Here is a 23822-nt window from a genome sequence, read left to right as displayed (position 1 = left end):
AAGTTATGATTCAAAACCTTATTGAATTTTCGATTAGAAAGAGAGCTATAGTAGTTATTCTCTTTTGTTTTGTGGCCCTCTTGTCTGTATTTTCATTAAAGACAGCGCGTATTGATGCTATTCCTGATATAGGTGAAAATCAGCAAATCGTTTTTACAGAGTGGGCGGGACGCTCTCCAAAGGATATTGAAGAGCAAGTTACTTACCCTCTGAGTGTTATTATGCAAGGGCTTCCTGGCGTAAAAAGTATTAGGGCCACTTCAGCTTTTGGCTTTTCTATTGTCTATATTATTTTTAAAGATGATGTTGACTTCTATTGGAGTCGCTCACGAGTACTCTCTAAAATATCAATAGCAACAAAAGAGCTTCCTCCTGGAGTAACTCCTAAGATGGGTCCAGATGCTACAGGTCTAGGACAAGTCTTTTGGTATACTTTAGAGAATACACCCGATAACCCCCATCCAAAGTCTTTGGTTGAACTTCGCTCGTTACAGGATTTCTTTGTTAAGTACTCACTACAAAGTGTGAGCGGTGTAAGTGAAGTCGCAAGTATTGGTGGCTTTGTAAAAGAGTATCAAATAGACGTTGATCCCAATAAATTAATGGCCTTCGATATTCATTTTTCTGCGCTTATTAAGGCCATACAGGAAAGTAATATCGACGTTGGTGCTGAGGTCATTGAAGATGGAGACAGGGAGTTTATAGTTAGAGGTAAAGGATTTTTTAAATCCATTGGCGATATTGAAAACGTCGTTGTGTCCGTAAGAAATAAAACTCCTATAAGAGTAAGTGATCTCGCTAGCGTTCAGACTGGGCCCTCTTTTAGAAGAGGAGCACTCGATAAGAATGGAAGCGAAGCTGTTGGGGGAGTGGTCACGATGCGCTTTGGTGAAAACCCTAAGGAAGTAATCGACAATGTAAAAAAGAAAATTGCTATCGTTGAACAGGGTCTCCCTAGAGGAGTTAGACTTGTACCATTCTATGATCGAACTGAAGTTATTGAGCGCACCATTGGAACCGTCTATAGTGCTCTTGCTCAAGAGATCATTATAACAATTATTGTAATTTTAATTTTTCTTCTACATTTTAAATCTTCAATTCTGGTCACTCTCACTCTTCCTTTTGGCGTAGGTATTAGTTTTATTCTCATGAAAGTCCTAGGTATCGACTCAAACGTTATGAGTCTATCGGGATTAGTCATCGCCATTGGTTCAATGGTGGATATGGGTATTATAATGACTGAGAATATCTATTCTTCACTGGCCCAAAGAAAAGGTAATATATCCCAAGCTGAGCGAGTTGAAATTATTGTAAAGTCTGCTAGAGAAGTTGGCCCTGCTATTCTAACGGCCGTATTAACAACTATCGTTACCTTCTTGCCTGTCTTTGCTCTAAGTGGAAGTGAAGGAAAGCTATTTGGTCCTTTGGCATGGGCGAAGACACTTGCAATGTTTGGCTCTGTTGTTGTGGCAATTATTCTCGTCCCTGCTCTTAGTGCTTTCTTTTTAAAAGGGGAGCTTAAAGAAATTAAGAAAAATATTGTTAGCTCCTTTATTGTTAGGACTTATAAGCCTATTTTAAATTGGACGCTATCTAATAGACTTAAGTTTTTGATTCTGCCGCTCGTTCTCTTATTAGTAGGAGGATATTCCTATACTCAAATTGGAAAGGAATTTATGCCTTCACTCAATGAAGGAGAGATTCTCTACATGCCTGTGACAACACCTGACGTTAGTATGACTAAGGCCAGAGAGTTATTGGCCTATACGGATAGGGAGCTGATTAAGCATCCACTAGTCAGTGATGCTATTGGAAAACTTGGGCGGGCGAGTACTGCAATTGATCCTGCACCAGTGGCGATGTTTGAGACTATTGTTAAATTAAAACCTAAGGAAGAATGGCCAAGTGGTGTTTCAATTTATGACATCATGAATGAACTTGACTCAAAACTTCAAGTCCCTGGTTTGGTTAATGCATGGCTCTTTCCCATTGAAAATCGTATCGCTATGATTTCCACTGGTATTAAGACTCAAATAGGAATTAAAATATTTGGTGATGATTTAAAAGTACTTGAGTCTCTTGCTGCGAAGATAGGAAAAGAGATAGAGAAGGTTGAGGGGAGCTATGGAATTTACGCGGAGAAGATTTCGGGTAAACCTTATATTGAATTCGATATTGATCGGGTGGCCGCTTCTCGCTATGGTATAAATACTGGAACTATTAATAAGATCCTACAGACAGCTGTTGGGGGAATGAGTATTGGGCAATTCTTTGAAGGGCGTGAACGCTATCCTATTCGTGTACGTTATAAGAAAGAGCTTAGAGATCGTATTGATGAACTCAAGAAGGTTCTAGTTCCTAGTCCTCTTGGACAGCATGTTCCACTTTCTGAGTTGGCCAAGATCAATATCGTTACAGGGCCTGCGATGATTCAGTCTGAAAATGGTATGCTCAGGTCCCTTGTTCTTCTAAATGTACAGGGCAGAGACCTTATTGGTTTTGTAGAAGAGGCCAAGGAATTAGTCTCTAAGAATATAGAACTTCCTCATGGTTATTCCATTGTGTGGGCCGGTCAGTATGAAAATCAAGTGAGATCAAATAATAGACTTCTCATATTAATTCCATTTGCTCTTCTTATAAATATTTTCCTTATCTATCTTGGAATCAAGAATTTAAGAAATGCTGCTATCGTCTTTAGTGCTGTCCCTGTGGCCTTCGCTGGAGGGCTAATACTCCTATGGGTTGGAGGTTTTAACTCCTCTGTCGCCGTATGGGTTGGCTTTATTGCTCTCTTTGGAATCGCTGTCGATGACGGAGTTGTCATGATGACTTATCTCCAAGAGGCAATTAAAAAGAATTGCCCATCGAATTGGAGTGAGTTGAAGGAGTGTATCGTTCATGCAGGTACCAGAAGAATTAGACCCTTAGTGATGACAACAACCACTACTGTAATCGCTCTGCTTCCTATCATGTGGTCTACAAGTACTGGTAGTGAAGTGATGAAGCCCATGGCAATCCCCACTCTTGGGGGGATGCTAGTAGAGTTTATAACTCTCTTTATTGTTCCAGTGGTTTTTTCATACTTCGAGCAAAGAAGAATTCAAAACTTAAGGTAGTGGGCAACCATTATCCTTGATTTGAGTCCGGCCTTAATGAGTCTCTTGCTTGTGACTTTCTTCTTCTGCTCGTGAAGGAGTTTAAATTCCTTCGCTTTCTCTTTATAGGCCATCTCAATTTCTTCTTTACTGATACTAAAGGGAGGACCAAATTGATCTTCCTCCTCGGAATGTGCTGTTAGAAGAAGCATCTGAGTATTGTCGGAACTTAAATTTCGTATTTGATCATAGTAGCTCTCTCTCATCTGTGGAGGGAGGGCGACGTTAGAAGCTCTATCATAGATAAAATCAATTTTAGGAAGATCATCTCTCTTTAGAGAGAAAAAGTCGCCACAAAAGATTGTGATACCACTTGTTTTGTAGATCTTGTAATTGCCTTTTTCTTCTATTTCAAAATCAAGAGAATTTTCTTCGAAGAATTGCTCTACAGCTTTTGTCGCTATCTCAACACCAAAGACCTCAATTCCCATCTCCCTTAGATAGAGTAGATCTAGGCTCTTTCCACAAAGAGGGATAAGCGCTGTTTTAATGTCGCACACAATACCTTCATCAAATGTATATTTTAAGAATTGATTTGTTTCACTCATATGAAATCCAATATTATTTTCATCCCAAGCATTTTCCCAAAATTCTCTTTCCATAATTTTTCCCTTTAAGTTGACCCTATATTTGTATCAAATGATTAGCAGCATGTCCCCATTTGTTCAGTTGTTTCTTAAGATTTCTTTAAAGAAGATTTTTATTCCACAAATTATTGCCACCCTCTGAAATCCTTTGTTAATGGTGATGTTGGTGATTTCTTTTCTTAAATTCAGTAACTTAAAGTTCAAAACTCATTCCTTTAGAAATCTTGATGATCATTTTACTAACACCCCCATATCTTTAAAATTTAAGTTTTAATTAAATATTCTTTTAAATATCTGAGTAAAAGAAGGCGATACTTAGTTTTAAATTTAATTCTTTTAGAAACAATTGCGCTGCTAAAACTTAGGAATGATCTATGAATGTTGGACGTCTTCTATTTATCGCATTGTTTTTTATTAACTCTAGTTATGCTCTAGAGTGCCAGTTACCAAGTGGCCTAGAGGGGATTACTTGTAATAAGAATAAGAGAGTTAAGAGTTTAACGGAGCTTAATAACTACTTAGTCGATTACAATAGCGTCTCTGGTGTCGCAAAGAATCTTATTATTGATTTTGATATCAATTTAGATACTGACTTAAATATCTTTAGCCCATGTAAAGTGAGGTTTGCAAAGAATAGAAGCTTCACATCAACTGGAAATTTATGTGTTAATGCTAAAGAGGGTGTTTATTTTAATCCTTACTTTACTCTTAGAGCTAATGAAGTTGCCTTACATTCAACTAAGCGAGTCGTTATAAGAAATAATGCTGATGTTGAAGTTAGGAAATTGGTCTTACAAAGCTTAGGGGCCACTCCAGAGGCCAGAGTCCATATCAGACATCATTCCACTATAAAAGCAGATAGCCTTGAGCTCTTTGGTGAATATAGAGCTACTCTTGGACACTCTTCTAACTACGAGGTTAGTAGTGATATCTATATGAAGTCTATAAATGAGTTTGCTTCAATTTGGAGAGATACTGTCGTTACAACACCATCTCTAGAGATTGAATCCGAGAGAAAAGTAGTCGTTTCAAAAAATGTTCAAATCAATTCAGCACAAATTTCTCTTGAAGCTCCAGAGTGTAAGTTGAATACACTTGTTCAAAATGAAAGCATGAGTGGTAATTGCTTCTCTTCAGATAGACCTAGTGCAAAGCTCAGAGTTTCAAGTAGAGAAGTCTCAGTTTTAGAAGAGGTCACTTTTAACGCTAATAGGTCCAGTGACAATATTGGTATTGAAAATTATGAATTTATTGTGAATGGAGAAGTCTCTCAAAGTGGAAGTAACCCAATATTTAAAAAGAGCTTTGATAGTGAAGGGATCTATAAAGTTCAACTCCTTGTTAGAGATGCTAGTGGTTATATAGATTCAGCAGTTAAGAAAATTACTGTTAATAATTCACTAGATTCAGATATGGAGGCCTTCTTTCATTATGAAGTAGAGGATGGTGAACTAAGTTTAGTTTATCATCAGGGACTTCCAATAGAAGATGTTATTTCTATGAAGTATATTATCAATGATAGCACTGAAGTGAACGTATCAGAGTTTTATCATCTTACAAGTACAGAGGTTGCGGGACTTAGTGAAGGCAATCATAAAGTAACTCTAGAGTTAGTAGATATTAATAATGTAAAATATATATTTTCAAGAATTGTAACTGTTGGGCCAGAAGAGGTGATGAGACAGGTCCTCCCTGTAGTTGATTTTGATATTTATCAAGTGGCACCTAAAAAGGCATTTCTTGATTTTAGAAAATCTTTTGAGCCCTACGATGGTATTGAAGAAGTCGAAATCGATTGGGGAGATGGAACGACATCAGAAGTTGATGCCGAGAGTTTAACAAGCTTCTTTCATACTTACAGTAATGTCGGTGAGTATGAAGTTACTCTGCTCGTGAATAAAGAAATTGGTGATGACGAATGGATACAGAAAGAAGCAATTAAGACAGTTGTTGTTACAGATAGCGATGTCCCTTCAATGCCACCTATTGCAGACTTTAAAGCTGATGTTGAAGAGTTCGCACCACACGTAACTTTCTCTAGTAACTTCTCTGTTTCACCAACAAGTGAAATTGTATCAACAGTTTGGGATCATGGTGATGGAACGAGCTATAGTGGTTCAGATAAAGAACATATTCATTTTTATACTCCAGGAGTGTATCTACCTTCCTTAACGGTCGTTGATAGTAACGGTTTAATATCTAAGTTAACAATGAAGGTTGTAGTAAGTGAACCTGGACCACCAGTCATTTCTTCTATTGATTGTTGGAATCAAGATGAGAGATGGGTGGAGTGTGAAATTATAGCAGTAGATAAAGAAGATGAAATAACAGAATTGGAGATAAGTTGGGGCGACGGAGAAGCTGAAATCTTTAATATGGATTAAGGAGAGCGCTATCTTTGGACAGATAGAAGACACGAGTATTCACAAGATGGTGAGTATAATATCTCATTTACCGTGAGAACAAATAGAGGAGAGAGTGCAACTTCTAGTACAAGTACTAATATAGCCCTTGGTGGTGAAAATATGCCCCCTATAGCTGAATTGAATTGTAATGAAACAGGTGCTTTAAGAGAAGTTAAGTGTAATATTTCCAACTCAAGAGATATTGATGGTGAGATCATCAGGTATATGATTAGCTTTGGCGATGGAAATTCAATTGAGGTTGATAATCCACAAAGTATCTATCACAGTTATGTTCAAAATGGCGTTTACGAAATTAATTTAATCGTTGAAGATAATGACGGTGCAACCGGTGAGTCAAGTCATTCATTAGAGTTTATAAATCAAATGCCTGTAGTGGAGGCTAATTGCCTAAGTTATAGTTTTAATGATCTATCCTGCGAATCATTTTCCTATGATGTTGATGGTTATATTGTAAATACAGAATTCATCTGGGATGAAGGAAGTATATCAGGTCAAGAAACATATTTTTCTACAACGTTAAATTCTGGTGGCTTCAAACAAATTATAGTTCGTGTCACAGATAATGAAGGCTTAACAAGTGAGAAGTTTATTTTTGTCAATGTGCTTGAAAGTATTGCACCTGTTGCTAGTTTCTCATGCAGTAATAACTTAATTGAAAAAATAAAATGTGTGAATGAATCAAATGATGAGGACTCTGATGAACTTATATTTAAATGGCGTCTGAATGATACGATTTATAACACCTTAAATTTAGAAGAGTCTAATATTTCAGGTGGAGAGTATGAGGTTTCTCTAGTGGTTACCGATTTGGATGGAAATACTTCTATTCAGAAGTCAATGGTGAGTGTCGTAAATAATATAGGCCCAGTTTCTAGTTTTGAATGTAATAGTAACAACACACTCGAAATTAATTGTTCTTCTACTTCTTATGATGAGGATGGACAGATTGTTAATTATTTATGGTTAGTTGATGAGGTAGAGGTTTCTAGCAATCAGGACTTAATATATAAGCAAAATAAATTGGGAAGCTCTGTTGTTAGACTTGTTGTAGGAGATGATAATAACTCTTTTTCTAGCTACTCGAAAGAGTTCTCTCCGAAACAGCCCCTCCCAACAAAAATAATGATGTTCTGTAATCCAAATTTGGAAGATAAAGTTTTAAAATGTGATGGTAACTTTACCGATGTTGATAGCGGAACTATTGAAGAGTTTAAATGGACAATTGAAGATAAAACTTATTACGGGAATGTTATCTTACATGAAAATATGGATGCGGGAGAGCTTGATGTTAAGCTGTCAGTTAAAACATCTCTAGGCGAAAAAATCGAGAAGACTGAGCGAATTTATATACCAAATCTTCCCTCTGAGCCTTCAAAATTAAAGCTACTTCTTTTTGATGAAGAAGAATTTCGTTTCTTCTCTTTGAACGAGAAAGTCTTTTTAAAGGTTGCTGAAAGGTCATTTGGTGTAAATACAAAAGATGAACCTATAATAGGTATAAAGAAGAATGATAATTATATAGATAATTTTATCTATGACCGTAACTCTGGTGCGATTTCAATTGATGGGCCATGGAATGACGGTTTGAATGTTCTAGAAGTTGAGGGGATTGATGATCTTGGTCGAGAAGTTGTCTACTCTTTTGATATATGGGCTGGTGGATTGAGCAGAAAGGTCCTAGCTCGTAACCTCAATGGAGATACAATTGATCGAGGAGAGGTTCTAGTTGAAGTGCTGGATGGCGTTTCTTTTGTTAAGAGTTTTGAAAATGGTGAAGTCCTACTAGAAAATATTCCTTCTAATAAGACCTTAATTCTGAGAGGAGAGATAGGAAATCTTTTTGCATTTTCTTATCTAAATTCGGGAGAAATATTTACACCTCCTTTAATTTATAGAGAAAATTTAAATTTATCTTTGAATCCCGATACGAATAGAGTAAAGGAGCTTGTGGATTGGCACATAATTAAAGGTTCTTTAGATACACATTTAAATAGTACGTCTTTGACTTCTGATAGTATAGGAGAGCTATTTTTAGAGACAAAGGTTAAGATTCCTTCTCAAATGTATGGAGGGGTCGTTCCTTTTGAGTTGGATCAAAGCTTAGAAGGGAATGACTTTCTAGTGTTTGTTGTGAGAGAGGAAAGTGGTGTTGTTCGAAAATTTAATGCATGGTCAGTTAGTGAGTTAAGGGAAACAAAGAATCAAATGCAACTCCACTTTGAAGGAGATCCAAATGAAATTTTAAGTATTCAAATTTTTATAAAGAAATTTGAGAGAAAAAGTATTGAAGATTTCTCATTCTTTAAATCTCTTTTTATAGAAAATGTGTTAGCTAATAATAGCAATTTGAGTTTAGGTTATATATATGAAACTCTATATCTAAGGTCAAGACTATCTAACGTTGAAATTTACGAGCTTTCAGGGGATAAGTTGCAGGGCATAAGTCTTGGGACATTTCCTGAACAACATGAGCTAGAGTACGTTGATAAATCGGGGGCGACGGTTAAGTACAATCCTTTGATTCTAAAGTACAATTCTTACCCATTAAATATCATCCCAAAAATTAAGTTAAGAATATCAAGTGCCGATTCTATTTCCAATAGTTATGATATTGAGCCTTTTATGACTTATTTTGATAAAGCGTACTTTAGAGTGCCTTCGGGAATCTTCCTAGGTGATAAGGTTTACTTATCTATTGCTTCAACAGGGATTGATGAAAATAATGCTTTTTATAATTTAAAAAGTTATTGTTGTTCAGGTCCTATTAGACGAGTGAGAACATTAGGGGAGTCAAAGAGTCTTATAACCTCTTTTTTTAATGTTCTAAAATGGAGAAGCGCGGAAGGTACTTATACTGGAGCGGGATTTGGTGAGAGGTTTCATTATGGTAGTCAGTATTTTAGAGAAAATATAGAGAGGTTGGTTTCTAAACTTGAAAGTAGTAATGTCCTTTTTGGAGAAATAAGCAATATAAATGGTGGTTATTTCTTTGGTCATTCTGGACACAAACAAGGTCTGCATTTTGATTTAGTTCTGGCCAATGAAGACGGCAATAGACCTCAAAATGGAGAATTTAGCTATGGTTATTCTGACTTAATTCTCTCTAAAGAGTCGGCTATCGACTTATTTAAGATTGTGAATCGATTTGATTTTGGAGAGGTTAGTCAGCTAGGGGTTTTTTTTGATAATGAATTTGATTTTAACAAAAGTAGGTTAGTTACTTTTTTTAGTAAATCTAATAGTAGTGACTTGAGAACACCATTTCTCGCTCATTCTCGTCACTTATGTACTAGTAAAGGCGAACTTTTTAGAGATGTTTTATATCAATGGAGAGGACATTCTGATCATCTTCATTTATCATTTAGAGATTATATAAATCCTAAAGTCGTAACTTCTGACTACTGGAGTCCCTCTAGTGATTTCTTATCAAAAACTCCTAATCTTGATGAGGTAGTAAATGAGGGGCCAAATGAAGCAGTAGAGAGAAATGGGAAAAGATATCTAGTTTATAATATACTGAATTTAGATGTAGAAAAGGTGGAAGTTTATTTCCATCGAGATGGAAGGTTTCCTTTAGATTCAGAGCCTTATGTTGAAGATGAGTATGTCGATATTAATAGAGAAAATAGTCCTGTTATTTTAGAGAGGATTGGTGCTGAGTACCGAGTAGAAGTTGAAGAGGGATTGTCAATAGATAAACTTAAAATTCTAGCGATAGAAAATATTGATTCAAAAAACACTTGCTCTTCCAAAGAGTTAATACTCAATCCTGAGGAGAGGTTTACTGTGCTTGGAGAGCTTTCTACTAACGAATATACTCTTAATGCCGAGAATATTTATGTCGAAGGTTTTGAGAGTACACCTGGTCGTGGTATAGATAACGTACTTTGGCAGTGGTCAGAAGTGGTTGATGGTAGAGTGGAAGAGCATGAAGTTTCAGGGATAAGAACTCAATTTACTTCTAAGTACCCTGGAAGATTCAATTTTCAAGTTACGATTACCGACGTCTTTGGAAATAGCACTGTCAAATATATTGAGTCTTTCATTAGGGGACTACCTCCAAGTGGTAGTTGCTTTAGTGATTGTGTCTCAGGAGGTAGTGTCTATGAAGGAAATGTTTGGACTAGGTTAGTGTGTGAATTTTCAGATGTTGATAGTCGAAGGGTAGGGCACTTGAGAGCAAGTAGTGATGGAAAAGTTCTCTATGAAGCTCTAGGGCAGTTACCTAGTGTAGGCTCCCATCAGGATGCTCCTGAACAAGAAATCACGGGAACTTTATCAAATAGAAAAAGAGTCACCTATGGAGCTGTTAAAAATAGTTCTATAATGTATTATTATGTTGTAGACCCTGAGGGGAATAGGTCTGGTTTGCAATCAGTATCAATTCCTGCGTGTTTGGAGAACTTATAGTATGAAATATTTTTTGATAACATTATTATTTAGTTTTAGCAGCCACGGAGATAATCGAGACCCTGGCGAAATTGTACGACATTTTATTATAAAAGATAGGTTAGGACCTTCGCTTTCTTTTATTTGGGGCTTTGAGGGACGAATCTCTCTTTTTAATAATAGAGATCTAAAAGGGAAGCCTGTTGGCTCCTTTTCAAGTCGAGATCTAAAGCTTGGAAATGATACAGTTTGCAAGCTAAGTAAGGAGCATTTAAAAGAGAAAGATATCGACCCGTATAGTATGAATTTTCACCGATACGGTAAAAGTCACTTCTGTGATTACAATATTCACAAAGGAAGAATGACAAGTGGAAAGTTAAAGATATATTTCTCAGAGAATAAAGGAGATATCTACGGCTTTAAATCTTCTTTAGTTAAAGGTGAAGATACTTATTACTTTAGACTTCCTGGAGAAGTTAAGGCGATTACAGATAGCGTTGAGTCCGAAGTTATTTATAAAGGTAAGAGGCTTGCTGTAATTAGACCATCAGCTAAAGAGGTTTTTGAGAAATTTATTTTAAAAGATGAGAGTATTGTTTCTTATATGGATAGGTTGAAGAAGATAATTAAGCAGAAAAATAGTGAACTAATACTTAAGGAAATGAGTAGATGTATTTCTGATAAGAGAAGAAGAGAAAATGATCTAGAGGCAAATAGAAAACTTCTAAATGAGCGTTTTCCAACAACAAAGAATCGAGAGGAGGTATCCTCTGCTATACCTGAAGGTGTGAATTATACATCTTTTCAAGATTTTCTAAATAAGGAAGAGGAGAGAGTTTTAAATTTATTTAAGGCAGATTCAAAGAATCTGGAAGTGTATATATATTTTAAGAAAAATAGAATTCATAGTGTATCTCTGAGTTTGAAGATGAGTGCTGGTGCTAACCTTGAAGTAAGTAGGAAGGATGAGTCTTGTTTTTACATTTCGTATTTCGCACCATGGTCATTTGATGATGAATTATGGAGATAGTTCATTTTTACCCTTAGTTTTCTTAATAAAGCCATTCCAGCTCACTAATCAGCTATACTGATTTAGTATATTTTCATTTTATATAATTTAGTTCATTTGTGAGTATTACCATGACGCCTTTATTTAAAAGTGTATTTACGCTAGTTTTTCTATTGTTCTTTTCTATCTCTTCTTTTGCTCAAGTTGATGTTGGGTTTGATGGAGGAGAGGGAGTTGTTCTTAGAGATCGAGTTCACCCAGCGAGATATACTTTCTTCTTTGAGCAGTATGATGAACTTGAACTGGGTCCTAATGAAGAGATTCTAAAGCTTATTGTTCAGCCAAAAAGTATTAAATTCTATGATAACCCCGAGCTTAAAGGGGAGCCCATTGCAACGATTGATAAATATTCAATAAAGTTAGGTGGGGAAGTTGTCTATACTTCTGATAAATACTTTAGACATTGTAAAGGATGTTATTACCGATCTTTTCCGGGACCTTGGAGTGATGGTAAAGAAGCAGAGGTTCCATATCTTAATGTTCATGCAGGAGATATTAAGGGAGGTTTTGTACAATATATTTACGCCGACGAGTTTAAGAATGGTGTAGCAAAGATTTCTAAATTTACGAAGGAGTTTTCTTTAGATAAGATAGTGGACATTCCCCTAAAAAGAGATTTTTACTTTAGACCTTCTGATGTTTCGAAGTTTTACTATACTCCGCCTGGAGAGGTACTTCGTGATAGGTTCTTAAGTAAGCATCCAGTCATCTCTGAAATGTATCAATCTTTGAAAGATTGTACACTTAAGAAGAGTCTAGAATGTATTAAGAAAGTGTGTAATCTAGATACCTATAGTAATAGAATTGGGAAAATGGGTAAGCTTGAAGAGGGTAAGTTATTGTCTGGAGTAAATAAGTTGTTTGCCTTGGATATAATGCCACCCATTCATTATAGCTTTGAAAGTGCAGAATCCAAAGAGAAGAATAATCAAGTGTTTAGAGCAAATCTTGTTACGTCTGTAAGAGAATCAGTAAGACTAAATATTTCCTACAGGGGTCTTTTGAAAAAATGTTATATATCTTTTGGAGATAATTATAGATTGCAAAAAACAAAGTAACTAGAAGGGTTGATAGTTATAGATCTATTAATACACACTTTGTTTCGTAACATTGTATGGATCAAATATGTATATGGAATTTCAAGGACTTCGGTATTTCTGCTTGAAATGAGAAAAATCGTCTAGAAACTATACACCCTATGAAAAATATCCAATCTAGGCCCAATAAAGTCTTGTTAAGTCTATAATAGTAGAAAATCACTTTTGGAAAGGTATTCGATGCAAAATATTAGTGTTTATCTCAATCAAAGGGCAAGCCACACGCGCTTTGGGCATTGGAAGGAGCAAATTGATAAGTCGCTCTTTCGAAGCACTATTACCTATAGAACTCCAAAAGATCTTAAAGAACTTAAAACAAATTTAGATTTTGATATAGAGAATCGTTGTGACGCCATTGTATCAGTAGGTGGGGACGGAACGGTGAATACTCTTATTCAATCGTTGGCCGGTAGTGATATTGGTCTTCTTGTTATGCCTGGAGGAACGGCAAATGATCTGGCCCGTGAATTAGGACATAAGCAGTCAGTTAAGAAAGTCACACATTTTATAAGAAATAATGAATATAAGTATATCGACTTGATTAAAGTTAATGATAATTACATGGCCACCAATGGTGGAATCGGAATGGGCGCTAAAGTTGCTCAAAATATAAATGAAATAAGAAAGAACTTTCCGACATTTAAGAAATTCATGAAAATTGGTGGAAAGTCTGTTTATTCATTCTTTATCCTTAACGAACTAACGTCGCTGAAGTTTCCTACTTATAAATTAAAAGTCACTTCAAAAGAATTTACTGGTGTAGTTGAAACACCTCTTTTGATGGTTAATAACCAATCACATTTGGCGGGTACTTTTAATATTGCCCCAGACACAAGTCACGATGATGGAAAATTTAATGTGACTATTCTTAAACATAGAACGCATAGAGAATTTATCCAATGCTGTTATAAAATGGGAATAGGTGAATATCCATATTCTGATCCAAATATCATTACATTTGAAACTGATCAGATAGAAGTGGAGAATCTTAATCCTAGTGAAGAGTTACCTTTCTTTGGTGACGGAGAAATACTAAAAAGTCAGAACCCACATATCTGGAATATCCAACTATGTCCTCGTTTATTAAAGGTTTACACACAAGATGACGAAAAGTCTCTCGTAAGTCTTAGTAACGAGGTCAACCTATCATGAAGCTCTTTATCACCGGGGCCAGTGGCTTTCTGGGTAAAGAAATAATTCCTATTCTCGCAGAGGATTGTGACCATCTCTATCTCTTAGTGAGAAAGAAGAGTTTAGTTCGTGCAAAGAAATACTTCGCAGATTACTCAAATATCTCTTTTGTTGTCGGTGATTTAACACATCCGGATTTAATTGAAGGTGAGTATGGGGAGCTTTTAGAGCAAGTTGATTCTATACTTCATATGGGTGCTTTCTACGACCTAGAAGGTGACTATGAGACTTGCTTTCTACAGAATATTCTTGGAACTATGAATATGCTCTTCTTTGCTAGTTTATGCAAGAACCTCAAATCTTTTCACTATGTAAGTACAGTCGCTATTAGTGGCAATAGTACAGGCAAGTTTAAAGAAGACGATTTCTCTCTTGGGCAGAGTTTCTCTAACGATTACTCTAAGAGTAAATGGGAGGCCGAGCGTTTGGTGAGAACCTGGAAGGGTGAAGCAAAGGTTAGAATATATCGTCCCGGTATTATCATTGGGAATTCAATAACTGGGAACTTTGAAAAAGTGGATGGCCCCTATTACTTTTGGAAAACACTCGCCAATGTTAAGAGCCTTTCTCCGATAATTGAAAAACTTCCGTTTCTGCCAATGCCAATAGACGAGTCCTCAACTCTTCCTATTATCAGCGTTGATAATGTTGCAAGAATGATTAGAAATGGGATTCTTCTAGATGAAGAAGACAAGACTCTTTGCTTTAATTTAGTTGAACATATTTGTCCCAACACTTTAGAGTTGATTGATAGTAGCCTAAGAGAGTTTTCAATTAAGACGAGAGTGAAGTCAATTAAGAATCATCTTCTGATTGAAAAGAGCTTCTCTCTTCTTGGTCTGCCAAAAGAGATTATCCACTATATGGTGACTCCTGTTGAGTATTCGGTCAAAAACTCTATGGAGTATCTAGGGCTTAATGAACAAAGTGGTTTTGAGAGTTACAAAGACATAATATTTAAAAAAGCAAAGACTGTATTTGGGGGATCTAAATGAAGCAAGTGATCTCAATTGCCTTTGCACAAGAGAATAAAAACTATGATGAAATCGTCGAGTTTCGTGGTGAAAAAGTAAGGCTTACTCAATATGCAATTGGATTTAATTACTCTCTAGCGAGAACTCTTATTGAAAAGTACGACGGGATCTGTGATGTGATTTGCCTCAGTGGTGTTCCTCCAAGAATTCAAACGAAGTCTGGAGTTATAGAACATCCTTCTTCTCAAAAATTAAAATCACTGGCCAAGGTTACACCTCTAGTTGATGGACAATTACTAAAGAATATCTATATCCCATGGGCATTTAGACAGTATTATCTAACCAATAAATCGACTCTAGAAAATAAGAGTGTAAGTATGTATACCGGTGCTCTCCAAAAGAATTTAGTTGATATTATTGAAGAGTTGGGTGGGAATCTCTGCCTGGCCGATCCATACTTCTTTCTACGTATGCCTTATAATCTGCACTCTAATAATGGTCTAGAGAAATTTCTTAGAACACTCTTTCCAGTTATGAGTAAGATGAAATTTAAAGAATCTACTGTGGCCACATTTAGACTTGAAGATCAAAAGATCTATAAAGGCTTAAAAGAGTTCTTTAAGGGGGAGATTTTTGTTGGCAATGAGGGAACAATTCAGATTATTGACAAAGATCACCTGAAGGGAAAAACCGTCGTTCTCGATTTCATGGGCACGTTGATGAAAGAGAGACTCATTAAAGCGGGAGTTAAAGATTGTATTAGCTGTATGCCAAAAGTGGTTAAGGGACGCTACGTGAATTTCTCAGTTCTAGAGGCCCTAATGCAGGCACTTCAGCCCGATAGTCTTAGTGCTGATGATATCCTTTGGTGGATAAGTGAACTTGATTTAAAAGTAGAGCACCACCAATTGAGTGAAGACTCAAAGAGTATTCAAAGTACAGATAAATTTGCTTTCATTATTCATCCCCTTAGTAAGGACTACTTATTTAAGCATCCACTTTTAAAAAAATTAAAACCAGCGAAGAAACAGTTGGGTGGAATACTAGAGAAGGCCCTAACTTATACACCTGGTTTCTTCTATGGGAAAATTAGTGGAATTATCTCTGATGGTAACGGTAAGGAAGTCGAGGGGCTGATTTACACTGTCTCAGATACTCCCAAGATGCTAATGGAGCAAAATCCAGAAAAAGTTTATAAGAAGCTAGTTGATATTTGTAAAGATGCTAAGAAGAATGGTGCCAATATAATTGGACTTGGAGCGTTTACTAAGATTGTAGGGGACGCTGGAATAAGTGTAGAGCAAAGGTCTCCTATTCCTGTTACTACTGGGAACTCTCTCTCTGCTTGCTCAACACTGTGGGCCGCAAAATTTGCTGTTGATAAGATTGGACTCGTAAAAAAGAAGTCATCTACATGGCAGGGAAAAGTGATGGTGATAGGTGCTACCGGTGCTATTGGTGCCGTCAGTGCTAAAGTCTTGGCAACTAGATGGAAAGAACTCGTATTAGTTGCTCCAAGGGCCTATAAGCTTTTAGAGTTAAAAGAAGAGATCGAGGCCATTGCTCCTAATTGTAAAGTAAGTATTAGTACTTCTCCCAATAAGGTAATAAAAGAGTGTGATCTTATCATTACGACAACATCTGCTAGGGGAAAGAAGATTTTAGACATTAAGCAAGTCAAGCCTGGAGCAGTAATTTGTGATGTCTCAAGACCTTTTGATATAAGCGAAGAAGACGCTGCCTCAAGGCCTGATGTTATGGTTATAGCTAGTGGTGAGGTTCAGTTACCCGGGCACGTAAAATCCAAAGTCGATCTAGGACTCGAGGGAAATATTGTTTATGCATGTTTAGCTGAGACTGCTCTTCTGGCAATGGATGGAAAGATTGAGAGCTTTACCCTTGGTCGAAATATTAGTTATGAAAAAGTCTTAGAAATTGATAGAATGGCCAAAGAACACGGAGTAAAACTCTCGGCAATCATGGGTCACAATGGCTTTATTAGTAACGATGAATTTAAACTCTGTAAAGAGCATGCACTTAAGAAGAGGAATCAAGATGGTTAAGAAATATTTTTCAGATCTCAATTATACTTTAGGTAATGAAGATACGACTCTTGAGTATGAGCTTGTAAAGAAGATCAAACCTAAGAATATCTTAACTATTGCTGGGTCAGGCTCTAGAGTTGTGCCTCTCATAAGTAAAGATGTATCAAATCTCTATTGCGTGGATGTTTCTAGACCCCAATTATTTATCACAGAGCTTAGAAAGGTGACGATTGAATCCCTTAACTTTAATGACTATCTCGCTTTTTGGGGTTTCCCTCCATACGCTGCTTATGACTATGCAATTAAGAGAAGAGAAATTTTTAAGGGCCTAGATCTCTCGTTTGAGTGTAAAGACTATTTTCTAAAAGTCTTTGGAGAGATGCAGTGGGAATCAATTCTTTATATGGGGAAGTGGGAGAGAACTTTTGCAGTCTTTGCCAAAGTCGTTCAAAAGTTTTTTGGAAAAGAATTTGATCAGATCTTTAAGTTTCATAACCTCTCAGATCAAATCCATTATTATAATAATAAATTCTCTATGCGAAAGTGGAAGACGCTCCTCTTTATTCTAGGGAATAAGAGTGTCTTTAATGCGCTTCTTTACAAGGGAGACTTTATAAAGAAGAATCAGCCAGGTTCTCACTTTAGTTATTACTTCGACGCCTTTGAAAGTCTCTTTACACACTCACTAGCAAGAGAGAGCTTCTTTCTCAATCTATGCTTCTTTGGAAAACTCTCTCATGAGGACGCCAATACTATTGAGGCCAAGAAGGAGTGTTTTGATCGCATGAAAGAGGGTTTAAGTAATGGAGTAAATGTAAACTATGTAAACTCTGATCTCGTTTCCGCAGCTCAGTCTGTACCTAGTGGAAGTTTAGACTTTCTGAGTCTTAGTGATGTTCCAAGTTATTTTGGTGGAGATCTTGAGAGAGACTATATGCAAGAACTAAGGCCATCTCTAAAGAAAGGAGCGATCGTCGTTCTTAGAAGCTACTTAAGAGTTCCTGAAAGTAATCTTAAGGGGTTTGTAGATATCACGCCTAAGTATAGCGAACTACTTGCTACAGAAAAGGTACAAATGTATATCGTCCAGATCTTTGAGTACGTCGGCGAATAATTAAGGAAATTTCATATTTCATCATGCTTTTATCAACTCTCTTCTCCTATTCTATAGAAGATTATTAGGGGAGGAGAAGATGAAAGTTCTTTTAATTTTCTTAACTATTATTTTTATGGGAATTCCTAAGACTTTGGCGCAAGGCCTTTACACTGACTATGGCATTGAGAGAATCTATTGCTTTGCTGAGAATGCAGATATAGAAATTGAATTGTCACAGGTTGATAATATTCATCACTCCTTTAAAACTATAGGTAGAGATATCTTTAATCTAAATGAACTTAGAAAAGTTGAGTCAATTCCCAATGGTGTGACATTCTATTTAAGCAATGTGGAACGCTCTCCTATAAGCTTTATTCTTGATAATGAGGATAATGTTCTTATTGAAGGTCTGTCGGCCATTACAGACTTTAATAGAGACTTCAGGTTTCATTGCGATATCGAATAGTGCAAGTATTTAAAATTAAATATCTATAAGCGACATGGAATAGTTGCTGTCACAAAAAATCCCTCTCTTTCGGACAATGTCAGAGTAATTGATTTATTTTCCCTTCCAAAATATACATTCTCTTTTGATTTAAATAGATTCCACTCATTAAAGAAATTACTTAATGACAATACTTTGGAGGTATTTAATGAAAAAGATTATCGCTGCAACACTTGCACTTATTTCTGTTAACTCATTTGCTCTTAGCTCAACTGATAGCTGGGAAACAATTAGATCTACTGTATCTGCTTCAGATAAGTACACTCTTTCTAATCTAACTGTATTTGTTGGAAAGCCAACAACTGTATTTGATGTATGTGTTGATGGAGATAAATTTGTAGCTCTTAAAGAGTCTCCAGTTTATGAAAGACAATATGTAGGGAGAGGAAGAGACCACAATGACGGTGACAATGATGGTTGGGCAGATGTAATTGTTGGTTATAAGAAATTTTCTTACCCACTTACATACACAAGCTATAGAGAAGTTTGTGCAAATAACGGAAAGAGATGTAGAAGAGTTCCATATACAGTTAACCAAAAGATCGAAAATACTTTAACTGTAAATAAACTAATTGCGACTTACGGAAGTAGCAGAAGAGGAACAGAGAGAAAAGTTTATAAGAAAGCATTCACTAAATCGTTTACAGTACCTGCTTGTAACTAAGATTTAGTTATTAAGAGTTCAAATCTATAAAAGAAATCGGTCACTTAGGTGGCCGTTTTCGTTTTTTATTCATGTATATCTTTCATGGAATGACCTAAGGCCTATGAGCTATGTTATATAGGTTGAAATTGGAGATTTATGAAAATAGAGGCTGAGAATTTATCATCTGCTCACTCTCTTGAGGCCTTAAAAGATCAAGTTGCAAAGGATCTTTTAAAGAAGCTAGAGGACTACGCGAACCCGAAGATCGGGCAGCGTTTACTTGCGCAGAAAATGAATATCAGCGAGAGAACTCTAAGCCGTCTAATCAATTTAGAAAATCGACCAACTTATCAAACACTTCTTAAGATCTATAGAGTTATTTTTGATAGTACTAACGATGCTTATATCCTAGAGGTTTGCCCACAAATTGTTGAAAAAGAAATTAGAAAACATAATCCAACAATTATAGAGGATGGAGTTAATTATAGTGATGATATTGAAAGCGAAATTATTCACGATAGAGTTTTCTGTGAAATCTACTTTCTAGCAGTAACGAGTCCTCTTAGTCGCGAGCTCGTTCAATACCGCTACGGACTACACGGTATGGAAACTCTTGAGAAGATGTGTGAAATGAGAGCTCTAAAACTCAATAATGAAGGCCTATATATTCAAGGGAGTCTTTCTCCTAATCTTAGTGCGAGTACATTAAAGAGAGTTGGGTTGAACTTAACTCAAAAATTCTCTAAACCACTTAATACTCAAGTTGGTGGAGAAAATTTAATTGGCTTCTATGCTGATGGACTGGATGAGAAGACCTATGATGAATGGTTAAAGATAGATGAGCGTGCATTTAGAGAAAAAGTACGTCTCTCCAATGAGGCGGGAGCAAAAGGTGAGATTAGGGCCTTTACTTTTATGGTAACAGATACAATGAGTGAGAAATAGATATGAGCTTATTTAGAAATATAACAATATTGATAACGATGATCTTAATCATGAATGTTGAAGCTGCTTCAGGGATCGGTGGATTGGCCGGTGGAAGTTCAACAGGGAAGATTTCCGAGCAAATTGAAAATGCTATGTTAGATGGAAATTGGGGACTGGTTAGAGAAGTTGTTAGTGGATCTAACGAGCATAGAATTGCGGGTGATACTGTCTTTATTGGTCGTCCAGCTTCAGCATTTGATACTTGTATAGATGGTGACGAACTTAGAAGTAAGAAGAAGTATCCTGTGTATAAGAATGTCTACGTAGGCTCTGTTAAAGATTATAAAGATGGTGTTCGCGATGGCTGGACTAATAAATTAGTCGGTCATGACTTTAGAAGATATCCACTTAATTATAAGTCGAAGAAAACAGTCTGCGCTAATAATGGAAAGAGATGTAGAGAAATCCCGGTTACCATAAGACAGGAAACTCAAAGAGAAATTACAGTTAAAGAATATGTAAGGACAGTTGGACGTAATAATCCAAGAGATATTTACCAAGATCTAAATACTGAACTCTATGAAATTGAGGCCTGTCACTAAGAGTAATACTCTTGCATTACTTGAAGTAGTTCTGCGCCACTAGGAACAGAGCTACTTGGGTAGTGATTAATAAGAATCCCATCAGCTAGTGCTTTCACTTCGAACTTAACAGGTTCATCTCTGAAGAGATTTTCAAAATTTATCCCCGTTGCCAAAATATCACCTTTCTTAAATTTCGACCCAGGCGAAATATTGTAGTGATAGAGGGCCCCTCTTGGAGCGTAGTATGTCTTATAATCACTTAGTTTACATTTGAGCTTTTCGCTCTCTCTTGGAAGTTCTGGTGCCTCTTCTATTATTCCACGGTGATGTAGGTAATTTAATATATAGAGTAGGTCATGACTGGCTTCCTCTAAATCAATGATCTCTTCACTTCCTAATTCAACTGTATAAGACTCAAAAGGGATATGAAAATCTCTACCAAGCTCTTTAAATGTACTCTGTAGATTAACCCAAGGCATGAATGTTGCCTCGTCCATAGCACTACCAAATTCATTAGGAATGATTAGTCTAAAAGGAAAATGAAGATCATCAGATCTCTGCTCGAGGTACTCAGGTACATAGAGATAACGTGTGGCCTTAGGTCCAGTATGTAAGTCTAGAACGTAGTCAGAGTCTGTGGCCAACTCCTGGAGAGTTAAATTAACTAGACCATTTGTATTTGGGCCATACTCAATATGTTTTGCTTTTTGTGAAAGAATAAGTTCTTTAAGTAGCTTCTTATATTCCTTGCAAATATCTTTTTCATCACTCTGCAAGTGAGATTTTGCAAATTCGACGACTTCAGTAGAGCTTTTAGTGAAATCAAAATACAGTCTATTCCAATTGTCGCCAGTATTGGGATTGAATCTTCCAAATGTATAAGTTCCAATCTTAGTATTAATGGCCTGCGGATTTGCCATTGGAAGAATAGTGATCTTACCAATAATTGGATTATTTTCTAGGTACTCTAGAAGTCGGTAAATTACAGCATTGCCTTGGTGTTCAGCACCGTGAACAGATGCCTGAATATAGCAGTGAGGACCTTCAAAACTTCCATCAACTTCAATCACTTTTAAAGAGAGCTTTTCTCCGCTTGGTAATTCACTAAGTGCAATCTTTCTCTTACTAATTTTATTTGTCATTAAATTAACCAATCCGATGATGATTTAATTGTTCTTGGGGTCATTAGATCTCCATTATAGAGAATGACTTCTGCAGGAAGATTGTGACATAGAAAAAATGGCATCGCTTCAGTGAAGCCATACGCGCCAGCTTGAGAGAAAACTAACCAATCTCCCTCATCAATATCTTCTGGCAATTGAAATGTTCCCAATTTATCTAGTGCTGTACACAGAGGCCCATGTACTGTGAACTCTTTAGTTTTTGCGTCACTTTCTCTGAACATCTCACAGGGAAAAGCTTGATCAGTGAGGGCCGGTCTCGCAATATGATTAATTCCACCGTCGAGCACAAGAATATCTCTGCCACGAACAACCTTCTTATCTATAACTTGGCTCAAGTAGTGACCATAAGGGCCTGTGCAGTAGCGACCTAATTCCATCCAGATCGTTTGTAACTTATACTCATCTCTTAATTTCACAAGTAGAGAATTTACATCTTTAAAATCTAGGGGAGTTTCATTAGCTGCGTAAGGAATGCCAAGACCTCCGCCTAGGTCAATGACTTCCATATCAATATCCATCTTTTTAGATAGATCTTGAAGTGAGACGATAGTTCCTCTCCAAATTCTTTCTAGTCTTGAAAGCTCTAGAAGATTTCCCCATTGGAAAACATGGAAACCTTTAAAGTCTAAGTTTTGGCATTTTGACTTATCAAGTTTTAACCACTCTTTTTCATCTAGACCAAAAGGAGTGATCTCATCTCCACCAAGAACTGACTTTCCTTCATCCCAGTCTAGCTGAACTCGTAGCAGAACTTTTGGTCTCGCTCCTAATTCTCTTGCAATCTCATCAAGCCAATAGGCCTGATTAAGACTTTCAAGAACGACGACATTGACTTCGTTGATAATCATCGAGCGAAGGTATTTTCTAGACTTACTAGGTCCAGTAGAGAGGATGTCTTCTGGAAGAATTCCAGCGCTAAGAACTTGTTCTAATTCCCCTTGAGATGCTACATCAAGTCCAAAGTCTAAGTTTCTAAAGATCTTTAGAATCGCAGACATTGGATTGGCCTTACAGGCATACCAAAGTTTAATGGAATCATCGCGAGTATCTCTCATATAACTTAAATGGTCTTTGAGACCGTCTAAGTCATAGAAGTAGAATGAAGAATCTAGTCTCTTGATAACTCGCTTTAACTGTTCTTTATATTCGCTCTTTAACTTCAAAGAAGACTCCAATTAATTATCTTAAAAATTGTTCTAGCTCCAGTGAAGCATCACTTTTCTCATCTCTGAATTTTACAATAAGAGCACAATTCATATTGAGTCCCATATCCTTGGCCCATGCTAGTTTTGAATTCACAGGTCTAGTCCCAGGAACAACAATTGCATTCTCAGGAATAGGTTCACCTTTTTCTAGCATTCTCTCGTTTACGCAATCATAAACTGGAACACCTTTAGAGAGGATAACACCAGGAGCAATTACTGCACCTTTTAGCACTTGAATTCCTTCAACGATAACGGCACCGGCACCGATGAAAGCATTATCTTCGATTATTACTGGTGCAAGCCCAACTGGCTCAAGGACACCACCAATTTGAACACCTGCAGAGAGGTGAACATTTTTTCCAATTTGAGCACAAGAGCCAACAAGCGCATGTGAATCAATCATTGTTCCTTCATCCACGTAAGCACCAACATTTACATATGCAGGTGGCATGAGAATAACGCCTTTAGCGATATAAGAACCACGTCTTACTGATGTTCCTCCTGGAACCATACGTACCCCTTGTTCTGGCGTAAATTTCTGTGGTGGCAAGTTATGTTTGTCTACAAATCCATGGAAGTGCTCATGTGAAAACTCAGTGAGAGTTCCAGCTTTAAAAGAGGCGAGGATGGCTTCTTTAACGGCAACATTGGCAACCCATTTTCCGTCTTTCTTTTCAGCTGATCTAATTTCACCTTTTTCTAATAAATCTAATACTTCTTTCCAATTTAATTCTGACATATT

The 23822-nt window shown here is 36.6% G+C and carries 17 protein-coding genes; 13 read left to right on the top strand and 4 right to left on the bottom strand.

What is annotated here, in order from left to right:
- Positions 1–5: 5 nt before the first annotated feature.
- Positions 6–3116, top strand: a complete 3111-nt coding sequence (locus tag BMS_RS08345) for an efflux RND transporter permease subunit (RefSeq protein ID WP_014244370.1) — start codon at positions 6–8, stop codon at positions 3114–3116.
- Here BMS_RS08345 and BMS_RS08340 read toward each other — a convergent pair.
- The gene (locus BMS_RS08340) at positions 3101–3757 is read right to left on the bottom strand and encodes a class I SAM-dependent methyltransferase (protein WP_014244369.1); all 657 of its coding nucleotides are present in this window, start codon (positions 3755–3757) and stop codon (positions 3101–3103) included. The two genes, BMS_RS08345 and BMS_RS08340, sit on opposite strands and share 16 nt — an antisense overlap.
- A gap of 359 nt (positions 3758–4116) precedes the next feature.
- On the opposite strand from BMS_RS08340, the gene BMS_RS08335 reads away from it, so the two are divergent.
- From BMS_RS08335 to BMS_RS08280, 12 genes are all read left to right on the top strand, one after another.
- A complete protein-coding gene (locus BMS_RS08335) occupies positions 4117–6126 on the top strand; it encodes a PKD domain-containing protein (RefSeq protein ID WP_014244368.1) in 2010 nt (669 codons plus the stop codon).
- A 72-nt stretch (positions 6127–6198) separates the two neighbouring features.
- A complete protein-coding gene (locus BMS_RS08330) occupies positions 6199–10578 on the top strand; it encodes a PKD domain-containing protein (RefSeq protein ID WP_014244367.1) in 4380 nt (1459 codons plus the stop codon).
- Between the two features lies 1 nt (position 10579).
- Positions 10580–11587 carry a hypothetical protein gene (locus BMS_RS08325; protein WP_014244366.1) on the top strand — a complete coding sequence of 336 codons (1008 nt, stop codon included), beginning with the start codon at positions 10580–10582 and terminating at the stop codon, positions 11585–11587.
- A 110-nt stretch (positions 11588–11697) separates the two neighbouring features.
- Positions 11698–12684, top strand: coding sequence for a hypothetical protein (locus BMS_RS08320; RefSeq protein ID WP_157868261.1), 987 nt, complete (start codon positions 11698–11700; stop codon positions 12682–12684).
- Positions 12685–12903: 219 nt separating this feature from the next.
- Positions 12904–13875: a diacylglycerol/lipid kinase family protein gene (locus BMS_RS08315; protein WP_014244364.1), complete on the top strand. Its 972-nt coding sequence runs from the start codon at positions 12904–12906 to the stop codon at positions 13873–13875.
- Positions 13872–14909, top strand: coding sequence for an SDR family oxidoreductase (locus tag BMS_RS08310; RefSeq protein ID WP_014244363.1), 1038 nt, complete (start codon positions 13872–13874; stop codon positions 14907–14909). The genes BMS_RS08315 and BMS_RS08310 overlap by 4 nt, the downstream gene beginning before the upstream one ends.
- The gene (locus BMS_RS16900) at positions 14906–16951 is read left to right on the top strand and encodes a hypothetical protein (protein ID WP_014244362.1); all 2046 of its coding nucleotides are present in this window, start codon (positions 14906–14908) and stop codon (positions 16949–16951) included. The genes BMS_RS08310 and BMS_RS16900 overlap by 4 nt, the downstream gene beginning before the upstream one ends.
- Positions 16944–18047, top strand: a complete 1104-nt coding sequence (locus BMS_RS08300; RefSeq protein WP_014244361.1) for a DUF3419 family protein — start codon at positions 16944–16946, stop codon at positions 18045–18047. The genes BMS_RS16900 and BMS_RS08300 overlap by 8 nt, the downstream gene beginning before the upstream one ends.
- Before the next feature lie 79 nt (positions 18048–18126).
- Positions 18127–18495, top strand: coding sequence for a hypothetical protein (locus BMS_RS08295; protein ID WP_014244360.1), 369 nt, complete (start codon positions 18127–18129; stop codon positions 18493–18495).
- A 187-nt stretch (positions 18496–18682) separates the two neighbouring features.
- A complete protein-coding gene (locus BMS_RS08290; RefSeq protein WP_044557432.1) occupies positions 18683–19198 on the top strand; it encodes a hypothetical protein in 516 nt (171 codons plus the stop codon).
- A 138-nt stretch (positions 19199–19336) separates the two neighbouring features.
- Positions 19337–20125 carry a helix-turn-helix domain-containing protein gene (locus tag BMS_RS08285; protein WP_014244358.1) on the top strand — a complete coding sequence of 263 codons (789 nt, stop codon included), beginning with the start codon at positions 19337–19339 and terminating at the stop codon, positions 20123–20125.
- 2 nt (positions 20126–20127) lie between these two features.
- A complete protein-coding gene (locus BMS_RS08280; RefSeq protein ID WP_014244357.1) occupies positions 20128–20709 on the top strand; it encodes a hypothetical protein in 582 nt (193 codons plus the stop codon).
- On the opposite strand, the gene BMS_RS08275 is transcribed toward BMS_RS08280, so the two are convergent.
- From BMS_RS08275 to BMS_RS08265, 3 genes are read right to left on the bottom strand one after another with little or no spacing between them, the layout of a single operon-like run.
- Positions 20706–21833, bottom strand: a complete 1128-nt coding sequence (locus BMS_RS08275; protein WP_014244356.1) for a succinylglutamate desuccinylase/aspartoacylase family protein — start codon at positions 21831–21833, stop codon at positions 20706–20708. The genes BMS_RS08280 and BMS_RS08275 overlap by 4 nt on opposite strands.
- Positions 21833–23038: a PLP-dependent decarboxylase gene (locus BMS_RS08270; RefSeq protein ID WP_044557431.1), complete on the bottom strand. Its 1206-nt coding sequence runs from the start codon at positions 23036–23038 to the stop codon at positions 21833–21835. Before BMS_RS08270 ends, BMS_RS08275 begins: the two co-directional genes overlap by 1 nt.
- A gap of 16 nt (positions 23039–23054) precedes the next feature.
- A complete protein-coding gene (locus tag BMS_RS08265) occupies positions 23055–23819 on the bottom strand; it encodes a 2,3,4,5-tetrahydropyridine-2,6-dicarboxylate N-succinyltransferase (RefSeq protein WP_044558003.1) in 765 nt (254 codons plus the stop codon).
- Positions 23820–23822: the final 3 nt, after the last annotated feature.

Origin of the sequence: Halobacteriovorax marinus SJ, from assembly GCF_000210915.2 — a bacterium.
Taxonomy (GTDB): Bacteria; Bdellovibrionota; Bacteriovoracia; order Bacteriovoracales; family Bacteriovoracaceae; genus Halobacteriovorax; species Halobacteriovorax marinus.
This window is presented reverse-complemented; position numbering and strand designations above follow the sequence as displayed.